Genomic DNA, 11,807 nt, shown 5'->3' with positions numbered 1-11,807 from the left:
CCGTCGGTCAGAGGATGGACAGGCTGTTGCCGCAGACGTTGATCGGGATGCTGATCGGGATCTGGATCTGGTTGCCGGAGAGCACGCCCGGCGAACCGGTCACCACGCCGTTCGCGTAGGCGCCGCCCTCGTTGATACAGGTGGTGCCGCCGCCACCTCCGTAGGAGGGGGCCGTGGGGGCGTGGTGCGCGGGCTCCTGGTGTCCGTACTCCTCGCAGTCGCCCGCGAAGGCGGGGCCGGCGGAGAGGACCGCCAGCGCGGCGCTGAGACCGGCGGCGAGCAGGTACTTCCTGGTGTTGGTCATGCCGAAGGAATAGCCAGCCGACACGCTGAGGACGACATAATCCGACCATCGGATCACCCGATCGCAGTCCTAAGCGCACACCGATGCAGGAGCGCCGTCACCCGCCCGGCCCACCCCCGTGGCGGGCCGGCTCGGCGGGTGACCGCGTGTCCCGGGCGCGAACCGGGCCGGAACGGGACCCCGGCCCCGTGCGCCCGGGACCGCCGCTCCCCGACCCTCGATGCACGGCGACGGCCCGGACCGAGCGGCCCCGGCCGTCCCGCCGCCCCCCGCCACGGCACGAACGGGAGACCCGCATGTACGTACACTGGGGCACCTTCACCAAGAACGACACCCTCGCCGACTGCCTCGGCCTGGCCCAGACCGCGCTGCTGCGCCAGGGCTTCCAGGTCTGGGACCTCGCGGGCGACGGCGACTACCAGGTCATCGGCGGCACCTCGGACGTCATCTGCACGATCGTCTGCGTCCCGCAGTCCGGCAACATCTGGCTGTCCGTCAGCGCCTACTCCACCGACTCGGCGCTCGCCGAACGGACCCGCAACGACGTGCGCACGTACATCGTCGACTCGGTCCGCATCGACTGAGCAGGTGAACGGCCGTGACCCACGGACCGAAGGCCCCGGGGCGGCAGGCCCGGCCCCGGGGCCCGCACGGGCCCGGCGATAGGGTGCACGACCATGACGGACACCTCGGTCGATCCGCCCCGGACACCCCGCCGCCGCCCCGCAGGAACGGGCGAGGGGACGAGACCCGCCGCCCGGCCGGCCCACCGGCCCGGCCGCCGGACGGACGACGTGAACGCCGCCGCCGCCACCCGCTCCGACGCGGGCCCGTCCGGCGCCGACCTGCACCTCGACCTGCCCGCCACCGGCAGCCGCCGCGCCGCCCTGATGGCCGCCCTGCGCGAGGCGATCCGCAGCGGCCGGCTCGCCCCCGGCACCCGGCTGCCGCCCTACCGCACACTCGCCGCCGACCTCGGCATCGCCCGCAACACCGCCGCCGACGCCTACGCCGAACTCGTCGCCGAGGGCTGGCTCACCGCGCGCCAGGGCTCGGGCACCGCCGTCGCCGAACGGGCCGACCCCGTAGCCGCCAACCGCGCCCGCCGCTCCTCGCGCCCACCGCGCCCCGCCCACGACCTGCGCCAGGGACAGCCCGACGCCGCCGCCTTCCCGCGCACCGCCTGGCTCGCCGCCGGGCGCCGGGCGCTCACCGCCGCGCCCAACGAGGCGTTCGGGCCCGGCGACCCGCAGGGCCGGCGCGAACTGCGCGAGGTGCTCGCCGACTACCTCGCCCGGGCCCGCGGGGTGCGGACCGACCCGGACCGGATCGTGGTCTGCTCCGGCTTCGCCCACGCGCTGCGCCTGCTGTTCGACGGCCCGCGCGCGGCGCTCCCGGCGCCCGGCCCGCTCGCCGTCGAGGGCTACGGACTGGCCTTCCACCGGGGCCTGCTGGCCGCCGCCGGGGTCGCCGCCGTCCCGCTCCCGCTCGACGAGCACGGCGCGCGGGTGGGCGCCCTGGCGCACCACCCCGAGGTCCGGACGGCGCTGCTCACCCCCGCCCACCAGTTCCCGACCGGGGGACCGCTGCACGCCGGCCGCCGGGCGGCCGTGGTCGACTGGGCGCGCCGTCGCGGCGGGCTCCTCCTCGAGGACGACTACGACGGCGAGTTCCGCTACGACCGGCAGCCGGTCGGCGCGGTCCAGGGCCTGGACCCGGAGCGGGTGGTCTACCTCGGTACGGCCAGCAAGAGCCTCAGCCCTGCCCTACGGCTCGGCTGGATGGTGCTGCCCGACCACCTGGTGGACCGGGTGCTCGCGGCCAAGGGGGAGCGCGAGGGCTGGGCGAGCGCGCTGGACCAGCTGACCCTGGCGGAGTTCGTCGACTCGGGCGGCTACGACCGGCACGTGCGGCGGATGCGCCGCCGCTACCGCGAACGCCGGGACCGGCTGGTCGCCGCCCTGGCCGAGCGGGCCCCGCACATCGAGGTCACCGGGATCGCGGCCGGACTGCACGCGGTGCTCCGGCTCGCACCCGGCACCGAGCGCTCGGTGCTCAAGGCCGCCGCCTACCGGGGGCTGGCCCTGGACGGGCTGGCGGACTTCCGGCACCCGCTGCTCGCGCCGGAGACGATGCCGGCGGTGGACGGCCTGGTGGTCGGATACGCGACCCCGCCCGACCACGCCTACCCGGCGGCGCTGGAGGCGCTCTGCGAGATCCTGCCGGCACCGCTCTGAGGGGCGGCTCCGGGAGCCCGCCGTCCGGCGCCGGACGGCCGCGGCCGGGCGGGGCGGAGGGTAGGGCTCCGGCCGCCCCGCCGCGCGGGGAACCGGAAGGTAATGGCCCCGGCGTCCGCTCGGCTGTCATATGCCGGTACGGACCGCAGCGGAGCCCGCCACCGGCGCACCGGCGGCGGCCTACGCTCACTGGTCATGCGCACTTCATTCCTGAGCCGTTTCGGCCTGCCCGCGATCCTCGCCTTCCTCGTCGCCCTGCTGCTGTCGGCGACCCCCGCCCACGCCGGCACCCCGCTGCTGTCCGTCTCGGTCGACAAGACGACCGCGACCCCGGGCTCCGACGTCACCCTGACGCTCACCCTGACCAACCCGCACGACACCGCCGCCCAGTTCGTCTACGAGTCCATCCAGCCGACCTACGGCACCACCCTGAACACCGGCCTGAAGTACGGCTTCTCCTCCTGCGGCGGCAACGTCACCGCCTGTGACACCGGCGCCACCAGCGGCCTGGTCCACCACTCCGTGCCGGTCGCCGCCGGCGCCACCACCACGGTCACGCTGACCTACACCATCGGCACCGACTCGGTCTGCGGCAACGGCGCGCGGATCGACTTCTACACGTACCTCTACTACGAGTACGCGAACGGCACCGCCAACGACTCCGGCATCTTCAACGTCGCCGGCAACGAGGTCGTCTGCTCCTGACGATCCGCACCCCCGTCCCGTCCGCCGCCCCCCCGTCAGGTGCCGGCCGCCCCCGCGGCGGCACCTGACGGGGCCTTCGCCGCTGCGGCCCGGCCGTTGTCGGACCCTCGTGACAGGCTGGGCGCATGGCCGAACCCGTGACCACCGACACCCCCGTGACCGCCCCCGGCGAGGGCGTACCGCCGATACCCGGCGAGGTCGCGGAGCTGATCCGCGCCCGGGCGGGCGCGCGGCTGGCACCCCTGGTCCACCGTCTGTTCCGCTCCTCCCTCGTCCTCGACCCCGTGCCGGATCCGCTCCCGGACGGCGAGGCCGTCGGACGGCTCGGCGGGCTGCCCGCGCTGCCGGCGGACGCCGCCTGGCCGGAGTTCGCCGGCCGCCCGATGCAACTGCTCGCCCAGCTCGACTGCGCCGCCCTCGCCGCGGCCTTCCGGGCCGACGGGCCGGACGGCGGCGGCTGGCCGCTGCCCGCCGACGGACTGCTGCTCTTCTTCCACGACGAGTGGCTCTCCGACTTCACCGGCCGCGGCTGCCGCGTCCTGCACCTGCCCGCCGGCGCGCCGCCGCGGCCCGCGCCGGCCGCCGAGCGGGGCACACCCGCCCTCCCGGCCGTCCCGGTCCGGGCCGCCCGGGCCCTGTCCGCGCCCTCCTACCAGGACCGCGAGCTGGAGCGGGTCTTCCCCGACGACTTCCTGATCGCCCTCGACCTGTCCCAGGACCTCGCCGAGCAGCTGCCCCACCCCGCCGTCCGGGTGCTCGGCTGGTGCGACACCGACACCGGCCGCCCCGAGGGCCACCGCCCGCTGCTCCAGGTCGAGAGCGGCGTGCTGGACGCCGACTGGGGCGAATGCGTCAACGTCTCCTTCTGGATCACCCACGAGGACCTCGCCGCCGGCCGCTTCGACCAGGTCCGGCACGGCTTCGCGATCGCCTGACAGGCGGGACCGGGAAGGCGGGTCCTACGCTGGGAGGAGGCCCGGGCGAGTCGTCGGCCGCCGGCCCGGGCGAGGCCGGAGCGAGCGGCGGAGCGGTGGGACGGACGTGGCCCCAACGACAGAGCCGGACCCCGGGAAAGAGCCGGACCCCGGGACGGACGCCGGGACGGACCCGGAACCCGGGCATTCGGAGCAGCCCGGGCAGCCGGGGGACGTCGACGGTGCCCCGGTCGCCGAGCTGATGCGCTCGATGCGCGCCCACCCGGCCCGGATGCCGGAGCTGCTCGCCGTCTTCGCCGTGCGCCACCGCGGTCCGCGCGCCGCCCGCAGGGTCGAGGCGCTGCGGGCGGCCCACCCGGAAGCCGCCGATCGCGACCTGGCCCGGCAGGTCGTCGACCGCGCCCGCCGGGTCAGCCAGAACGAGGGTGCCTTCGTCGGCGGCCCCTTCCTCTGGATGGCCCCGTTCGCCTTCTGCGTCGCGCTGCTGGCCCAGGGGCAACTGCTGCTGGAGCTCGCCGCCATCGCCGGCAAGGACCCCACCGACCGGGCCCGCGCCCCCGAGCTGCTCGTCCTCCAGGGGGCCCACCCCGACCTCGGCAGCGCCGAGCGGGCCATCGCGGCCGGCCCGCCGCCCACCGACCGCAGCGGCCGCCTCGGCCGGTTCCGGGGGTTCGGCGCACTGGTCTGGCGGATGGCCCGCCTGCTCGGGCTGACCAGCGAGGGCGTCGTCCCGCCGCCCTCCCGGTGGCGGACGGCGGGGGAGTGGGGGCTGCTCGCCCTCGCGCTCCTGGTGGGCACCGTCGCCCCGCTGATCTGGCTCCCCTACATGGCGTTCTCCTACAACCGGGCCACCGACCGGCTGGCCGCCCGCGCGCTCGCCCACCACTTCGGCGGGCACCCGACCGACTGGCCCGGCCGCCGCCGGGAGCGGGGCGACGCCGGGATGGCGGCCGCCATCGGCCGGGTCCTGTTCGCGCTGCTGATCCCGGTCGCGGGGGTGGTGGTGCTGCTGGTCGCCGACGTGCGGCTGGCCGACAGCCGCTGGCCGGCGCTGGCCCTGGTGCTGGCCGGCCTCTCGGTCGTGGTGAGCACGATCTGGTGGATCGCCCGCCGGCGCTCCCCGCACCCGCACCGGGAGCGGTCCCCGGAGGGGGGCAATGGTTCAACCACCGCCTCCCCGAAGCCCCCTGACGTGCAGTCACGGCACGAAGGTTAGGCTGCGCACAGGGCCGCGGGGAGCGGCCGGGAGAAGGGTGACACGGGTGCGAACCGTACAAGACCAGGGCGTGAACGACGACCCCGCGGGCGGCCGCCGGCCGAAGCTGCGCGCGATCCCCGGCCACCGTCTGGCCGGGCTGCCGCAGCTCGCCGGGGCGGACGAACGGCTGCGGCACGAGATCGCGGTGGTCGCGTCCGTCCTGCCGTTCAAGGTGAACAACCACGTGCTGGACGAGCTGATCGACTGGGAGCGCGTCCCCGACGATCCGATGTACCGCCTGACCTTCCCGCACCGGGACATGCTCCCGCCGGAGATCTTCGACGGGATCTCCGCGCTGCTCGCCGCGGGCGCCCCGCGCGAGCGGCTGGCGGAGGCGGTCGCCGCCGCCCGGCGGGCGCTCAACCCGCACCCGGGCGGGCAGTTGGAGGAGAACATCCCCCAGCTCCACGGCCGCCCGGTCCCGGGGCTGCAGCACAAGTACCGGGAGACGGTGCTGCTCTTCCCCGCGCAGGGGCAGAGCTGCCACGCCTACTGCGGCTACTGCTTCCGCTGGGCGCAGTTCGTCGGCGAGCCGGACCTGCGGCAGAGCCTGCCGGGCCCGGCGACCGCGCTGGACTACCTGCGCGCCCACCACGAGGTCTCCGACGTGCTGATCACCGGCGGCGATCCGCTGATCATGTCCACCGCCCGGCTGGCCGGCTACGTCGAGCCGCTGCTCGGCCCCGGTACCGAGCATCTGCGCACGATCCGGCTGGGCACCAAGGCGCTGGCCTGGTGGCCGCACCGCTTCACCACCGACGCCGACGCCGACGACCTGCTGCGGCTGTTCGAACGCGCGGTCGCCGCCGGCCGGCAGGTGGCGGTGATGGCGCACCTCAGCCATCCGCGCGAACTGGCCGGGGAGGCGGTGCGGGCGGCTGTCGCGCGCATCCGGTCGACCGGCGCGGTGATCCGGGCGCAGGCGCCGCTGATCCGGCACGTCAACGACGATCCGGCGGTGTGGGCGGGGCTCTGGCGGGACATGGTCGGCCTGGGCATCGTGCCGTACTACCTGTTCGTCGAGCGGGACACCGGGGCCAGCTCCTACTTCGAGGTGCCGCTGGCGCGGGCGGTGGGGATCTACCGGGACGCGGTGCGCCAGGTGTCGGGCCTGGAGCGGACGGCGCGCGGGCCGGTGATGTCGGCCGGCCCGGGGAAGGTCTGCGTGGACGGGGTGGCCGAGATCGCCGGCGAGCGGGTCTTCGTCTGCCGCTTCCTGCAGGCCCGTGAGGCGGACCGGGTGGGTCTGCCGTTCTTCGCCCGGTACGACGAACGGGCCACCTGGTTCGACCAGTTGAGGCCGGCCTCGTTCGAGCGGCGACCCTGGTTCGGCGCCGGGCTGCGGTTCGCCGGGGAGCCGGCCCTGGTCTGATCCGGACGCCGGTCGGGGCCCGGTCGAGGCTCGGTCGGGGCCCCGATCGAACTGTGTTCGAAGCTCGAACGGATGTTTGACGAGCCGGTGCCCCGCCGGTCGGGGCGCGGGCTTTCGCGGTCCTCTGTTCGGATGGGGTGCATCGTTCCCACGTCCGGGCGATGTGTGTACGCATAAATGAGCGGTCCTGGTGAGCCGTGATCCTCGGATTCAAACCTTCCGCTCGGAGAGATTCACCCTATCGGGGGGCGCTCGGCTGCCGTGCGAGGCCGCCGGGGCCTTGGTGATCTAGGGTTTCGATGGATCGCCCGAGCGGACCGCACCGCATCGCAGAGGCCTCCAACACTCCCATCGATACGCGTATCTGATGATCCGTCGAAACCGAGCTCCCGGCTGCCGCCGGCCGCACGACGGGTCGGCGTGACCCGAACACGAAGGAGACCCTGCCGATGTCCGTGGAGACGACGAGCCCGGAGACACCGCAGGTGGCCCCGCAGTCCAGCCTGACGACGGCCGCTGCCCGCAACCTTGCCACGACCACCAAGTCCGCACCGCAGATGCAGGAGATCACCTCCCGCTGGCTGCTCAAGGTGCTGCCCTGGGTGCAGGCCGCCGGTGGCGCCTACCGGGTCAACCGCCGGCTGACCTACACCGTCGGCGACGGCCGGATCGAGTTCATCAAGACCGGTTCCGAGGTCCGGGTCATCCCCCAGGAGCTCGGCGAACTGGCGCTGCTGCGGGGCTTCGAGGACGACGAGGTGCTCGCCGCGCTGGCCGACCGCTGCGAGCAGCGGGACTTCGGCCCGGGCGAGGTACTGGCCGAGCGCGGCGCGCCCGCCGACCGGATCTACCTGATCGCGCACGGCAAGATCAACCAGATCGGCACCGGCAAGTACGGTGACGAGACGGTGGTCAGCGTGCTCGGCGACGGCGACCGCTTCGGCGAGCAGTCGGTGCTCGACCCGGACGCCGTCTGGGAGTTCACCGCCAAGACGGTGACCGCCGGTACCGTGCTGTCGCTGCCCCGCCGGGACTTCGAGCGGATCCGCGACAACTCGCCCGCGCTGCGCGAGCACCTGGACGCCTTCCTCGAACTGCCGCTCCAGGCGCAGAACGAGCGCGGCGAGGCCGAGATCGCGATGTCGGCCGGCCACCACGGCGAGTACCAGCTCCCCGGTGCCTTCGTGGACTACGAGCTCAAGCCGCGCGAGTACGAGCTGAGCGTCGCCCAGACGATCCTCAAGGTGCACACCCGGGTCGCCGACCTCTACAACCAGCCGATGAACCAGATCGAGCACCAGCTGCGGCTGACCATCGAGGCCCTGCGCGAGCGCCAGGAGCACGAGCTGGTCAACAACCCGGAGTTCGGCCTGCTCAACAACGCCGACTTCGACCAGCGGATCCAGACCCACTCCGGCCCGCCCACCCCGGACGACCTGGACGAGCTGCTCAACCGCCGCCGCGACCCCGACTACCTGCTCGCCCACCCCCGGACCATCGCGGCGATCGGCCGTGAGCTGAACGCGCGCGGGCTCTACCCGCACCACGTCGACCTCGGCGGGCAGCAGGTGCCGGCGTGGCGCGGCGTTCCGATCCTGCCGTGCAACAAGATCCCGATCAGCAAGGAGAACACCAGCTCGATCCTGGTGATCCGGACCGGCGAGGACAACCAGGGCGTCATCGGCCTGCACCAGACCGGAATTCCGGACGAATACCAGCCGAGCCTCTCGGTCCGCTTCATGGGCATCGACGAGAAGGCGATCATCTCCTACCTTGTGAGTGCCTACTACTCGGCCGCGATCCTGGTGCCGGACGCGGTGGGTGTGCTGGAGAACGTCGAGATCGCGCACGGGCGCCGCTGAGGCGCAGCTCGGGCCGGGCGTAACCGGTCCACCGCATGATCGTTTCACCGGATACCGGACGGCCCGCCCCTGCGGCGGGCCGTCCGGGTGTCGGCCCCCTTCCCGGCGCGGCCGACCTCCTGACGACACGAGAGGTGCACGGAGCCATGCCGCAGCCCCAGCCGCCCCGGCGGATACCGACGGACGGGTCGCCGTGACGGCGGACCGGCGCCCGGCGCCCGTCGCCGCCGGGCCCGGTGTCCCCGGCGGTCGCCGCGCGCGGCGGATCCGGCTGGCCGGCGCGGCCGCCGGGGTGGCCGCGCTCTGCGCGCTGGTGAGCGGCTCGGCCGCGGCCCGCTCGGCGGGAGCCCACGGTGGCGGGCGGCCGCACGGGCCGGTGGTCCACACCTGCGTCTCCGCCCGGGCGGACGTCGCGGTCGGGGCCGGCGGGGGCGGGGTGGACGTCGAGGTGGAGGCGGACGTGCAGGTCGGGGTGGACGTCGACGTCTCCGGGATCCTGCACCACCCGCATCCGCACCCGCATTCTCCCAGGCCGACGCCGACGCACCACCACCCCTGTCCGTCGCCGACTCCGAGCCCGACGCCGACTCCGACCCCCACCCGGACGCCGACGCCGAGCCCCACGCCGACCCCCACCCCCACGCCGACCCCCACCCCCACGCCGACCCCCACCCCCACGCCGACACCGACCGTCACGCCCAGCCCGACCCCGGTGCCCACCCCGGCACCGACCCCGCCGCCGAGCCCGGCTCCGCTGCCGCCCGCCCCGCCGACGCCGACGCCGCGGCCGACCCCGCCGCCCGCGTCGCCCCGCCCGCCGGCCCCCGCGCCCACGCCGAAGGCGGTGACCCCGCCGCCCGCGCCGGTGGTCCCCGCGCCCCCGGTGCCCGCGCCCGAGCCGCCCGCGCCCCCGGCGCCCGCGCCGAGTCCGAGCCCGACCCCCAGCCCGGTGCGGCCGGCCCCGACCCTGCGGCCCGTCCCGCCGGCCCAGCCCGTCCAGGCTCCGGAGCGCCACCACGGCAGCTCGCCGACCCGGACGATGCTGGTCGTCACCGTGCCCGCCGTGCTCGCGGCGGCGGCCCTGCGCCCACGCGGCCGGGCCGGCCGGGGTGGCGGCGGTGGTTCCCGTGGCTCGGGCGGCGCCGGCGGTTCCGGTGGCTCCAGCGGCTCCTGACGCCGCCTCCCCTGCCCCTCCCCTTTCCGTTCGTCGGACCGCATCCGGCCCGACGAACGGTCTCGACTGTTTCCGATCGACCCTGTCGATCCCCGCCCGAGAAAGGAGTTCCCATGTCCGAGTGGTTGGCGCTGGCCATCGCCATGCTGGCGGCCTGCGCCGTCGTGGTGGCGGTGGTGCTGCTGAGGCACCGCCGCGCCGGTGCGGACGAGGACACCGACGAGACGCCCGACGTCATCGAGTACATGACGATGATGATCGGCGTGGTCTACGCGATCGTGCTCGGCCTCGCCATCGCCGGCGTCTGGGAGGCGCGCGGCGTGGCCCAGGACGACGTCTTCCGCGAGGCGCAGTCGCTGCACGAGGTGAGCGAACGGGCGCAGGTCTACCCGGTGGAGTTCCGGGACAAGGTCCGCGCCGACGTCGACGCCTACGTCTCCTACGTGGTGGACGTGGAGTGGACGTACATGCGCGAGCACGGCGAGATCTCCGAGCGCGGCACCGAGCTGCTGGAGAAGCTGCGCACCGACGTGGCGACCCGCACCCCCGCCTCCGACCTGGAGGCCCAGGCCTACCAGCCGATCATGGACCGGATCAGCATCGCCGACGACGCCCGCAACGCGCGCGGGCAGAACGCCGGCCCGACCATGCCGGGCGTGGTCTGGTTCGGCCTGATCGTGGGCGCCGTGGTGACCGTCGGCATGGTGTTCGCCCTGCAGATCCGGCGCTCCGTGCGGGAGCTGCTGCTGGCCGGCGCGTTCAGCGCGCTGATCGCCTTCCTGCTGTTCCTGATCTGGGACTTCGACGACCCCTTCGGCCGCAGCGTCTCGGTCACCACCCAGACGTTCACCGACCTGTTCCCCACCCTGGGCGGGGGGAGCGGCTGAGCACCCGCCCCGTCCTCCTGCCGGCCGGCCCCCCGGTCCGCGGCCTTCGATAGTCTGATCGAGCCGTTGGGGGCCGGCCCCGGCGTGCGCGCCGAGAGGAATCGTCAGCGTTGTCCCACCACGAGCCCGCCCAGGGCGAACAGTTCCCGACGACCCAGGACCCTGGACGCGCCTGGTGGTGGCTGCCGGCCGAGGAACGGCGCAGGCGCAAGCGCCGCCAGCAGGAGTGGAAGGCCTACCTGCGCCGCCACGGGCAGCAGAAGAAGAAGGACAACGACCCGGAGGACTGCCTCCCCACCGGCTGCAGCGGCGGCGGTGGCGGGGGCACCGGCTGCGGAGGCGGCGGTGGCGGGTGCGACGGCCCCTGCCTGATCGCGATGTTCCCGGTGATGCTGGCCGCCGGCCTCAGGTTCGCCCTCACCGGCGGCCGGACGCGGCGCGCGGCGCACGGCAGCGACCCGGCCGCGCCCCCGCCGCGCGGTCTGGCCGCCGGGGTGCTGTACGGGGCGGTGCGGCACTACCGCGCCGAGATCAGCCCGAAGCGCCCGGCCTGCTGCCCCTACACCCCGACCTGCTCGACCTACGCCGTCCAGGCGCTGCACCGGCACGGGGCCCTGCGCGGCGCCCGCCTGACGGCGGGCCGGCTGTTGCGCTGCCGCCCGGGCGCGGCCCGTCGCGGCGGCGGCGTCGACCCGGTGCCGGAGCGCTGAGCCGCCGGGCCGCGAACGCCGGAGGCCGGCCGGTGCGGGACCGGCCGGCCCCCGGGGACCGTTGACGCTGGACGCCGACGGGCGGCGTCGGCGAGCGAACGTCAGTACGTGACGTCGGCGGGCGACGCCGGTGACGTCACTTCAGGCTGCCGCTCATCGCGTTGAGCATGGTGCCGGAGGCGTCGTCGTTCTCCAGGGAGAAGGCGAACATCCCGGCCAGACCCTTGCTCTTGACGTACGCGCCGCGGGCCTGGACGGCCTGCGGGGTGTCACCGGTCCAGAAGTTGGTGCCGTCGTACACCCAGGAGGACTCGGTCACCGGGTCCCAGTGGGTGTTGGCGGCGGTCGGGTTGAGCTCCTTCC

At 75.0% G+C, this 11,807-nt stretch carries 12 protein-coding genes; 10 read left to right on the top strand and 2 right to left on the bottom strand.

Translation table 11 applies throughout. The features are described 5' to 3' along the window. Positions 1–7: 7 nt before the first annotated feature. Complete coding sequence (locus ABT093_RS24490) at positions 8–304, bottom strand: chaplin family protein (RefSeq protein ID WP_350567968.1); 297 nt, start codon at positions 302–304, stop codon at positions 8–10. Positions 305–600: 296 nt separating this feature from the next. On the opposite strand from ABT093_RS24490, the gene ABT093_RS24485 reads away from it, so the two are divergent. From ABT093_RS24485 to yidD, 10 genes are all read left to right on the top strand, one after another. After that, positions 601–888, top strand: a complete 288-nt coding sequence (locus tag ABT093_RS24485; RefSeq protein WP_350567965.1) for a hypothetical protein — start codon at positions 601–603, stop codon at positions 886–888. A 93-nt stretch (positions 889–981) separates the two neighbouring features. Then, a complete protein-coding gene (gene pdxR / locus ABT093_RS24480; RefSeq protein ID WP_350567962.1) occupies positions 982–2,541 on the top strand; it encodes a MocR-like pyridoxine biosynthesis transcription factor PdxR in 1,560 nt (519 codons plus the stop codon). Positions 2,542–2,736: 195 nt separating this feature from the next. Continuing rightward, the gene (locus tag ABT093_RS24475; protein ID WP_350567959.1) at positions 2,737–3,246 is read left to right on the top strand and encodes a hypothetical protein; all 510 of its coding nucleotides are present in this window, start codon (positions 2,737–2,739) and stop codon (positions 3,244–3,246) included. A 125-nt stretch (positions 3,247–3,371) separates the two neighbouring features. After that, positions 3,372–4,181, top strand: a complete 810-nt coding sequence (locus tag ABT093_RS24470; protein WP_350567956.1) for a DUF1963 domain-containing protein — start codon at positions 3,372–3,374, stop codon at positions 4,179–4,181. 106 nt (positions 4,182–4,287) lie between these two features. Then, on the top strand, positions 4,288–5,397 hold the full coding sequence (locus ABT093_RS24465; protein ID WP_350567954.1) for a hypothetical protein: 1,110 nt from the start codon (positions 4,288–4,290) through the stop codon (positions 5,395–5,397). 70 nt (positions 5,398–5,467) lie between these two features. Then, positions 5,468–6,811: a KamA family radical SAM protein gene (locus ABT093_RS24460; RefSeq protein WP_350567951.1), complete on the top strand. Its 1,344-nt coding sequence runs from the start codon at positions 5,468–5,470 to the stop codon at positions 6,809–6,811. Between the two features lie 449 nt (positions 6,812–7,260). Further along, positions 7,261–8,673 (top strand): family 2B encapsulin nanocompartment shell protein, encoded by a 1,413-nt coding sequence (locus tag ABT093_RS24455; RefSeq protein WP_350567948.1) that lies wholly within the window; start codon positions 7,261–7,263, stop codon positions 8,671–8,673. Positions 8,674–8,866: 193 nt separating this feature from the next. Next, positions 8,867–9,847: a hypothetical protein gene (locus ABT093_RS24450; RefSeq protein ID WP_350567946.1), complete on the top strand. Its 981-nt coding sequence runs from the start codon at positions 8,867–8,869 to the stop codon at positions 9,845–9,847. Between the two features lie 113 nt (positions 9,848–9,960). Then, positions 9,961–10,734, top strand: a complete 774-nt coding sequence (locus ABT093_RS24445; RefSeq protein WP_350567944.1) for a bestrophin-like domain — start codon at positions 9,961–9,963, stop codon at positions 10,732–10,734. 110 nt (positions 10,735–10,844) lie between these two features. After that, a complete protein-coding gene (gene yidD, locus ABT093_RS24440) occupies positions 10,845–11,444 on the top strand; it encodes a membrane protein insertion efficiency factor YidD (protein WP_350567941.1) in 600 nt (199 codons plus the stop codon). Positions 11,445–11,580: 136 nt separating this feature from the next. Here yidD and ABT093_RS24435 read toward each other — a convergent pair. Further along, positions 11,581–11,807 (bottom strand): glycosyl hydrolase family 18 protein (locus ABT093_RS24435; protein WP_350567938.1); only part of this gene is annotated, 227 nt, incomplete at its 5' end.

Source organism: Kitasatospora sp. NPDC002551, assembly GCF_040296005.1.
Taxonomy (GTDB): Bacteria; Actinomycetota; Actinomycetes; order Streptomycetales; family Streptomycetaceae; genus Kitasatospora.
The sequence above is the reverse complement of the archived record's forward strand: the minus strand, read 5'-3'. Positions and strand labels throughout refer to the sequence as shown.

What these genes read in the sequence shown, in the direction of transcription:
- ABT093_RS24445 (WP_350567944.1), top strand. Translation starts at nt 9,961, where the DNA reads ATGTCCGAGTGGTTGGCGCTGGCCATCGCCATGCTGGCGGCCTGCGCC.
- ABT093_RS24475 (WP_350567959.1), top strand. Translation starts at nt 2,737, where the DNA reads ATGCGCACTTCATTCCTGAGCCGTTTCGGCCTGCCCGCGATCCTCGCC.
- pdxR (WP_350567962.1), top strand. Translation starts at nt 982, where the DNA reads ATGACGGACACCTCGGTCGATCCGCCCCGGACACCCCGCCGCCGCCCC.
- ABT093_RS24470 (WP_350567956.1), top strand. Translation starts at nt 3,372, where the DNA reads ATGGCCGAACCCGTGACCACCGACACCCCCGTGACCGCCCCCGGCGAG.
- ABT093_RS24485 (WP_350567965.1), top strand. Translation starts at nt 601, where the DNA reads ATGTACGTACACTGGGGCACCTTCACCAAGAACGACACCCTCGCCGAC.
- ABT093_RS24455 (WP_350567948.1), top strand. Translation starts at nt 7,261, where the DNA reads ATGTCCGTGGAGACGACGAGCCCGGAGACACCGCAGGTGGCCCCGCAG.
- ABT093_RS24490 (WP_350567968.1), bottom strand. Translation starts at nt 304, where the DNA reads ATGACCAACACCAGGAAGTACCTGCTCGCCGCCGGTCTCAGCGCCGCG.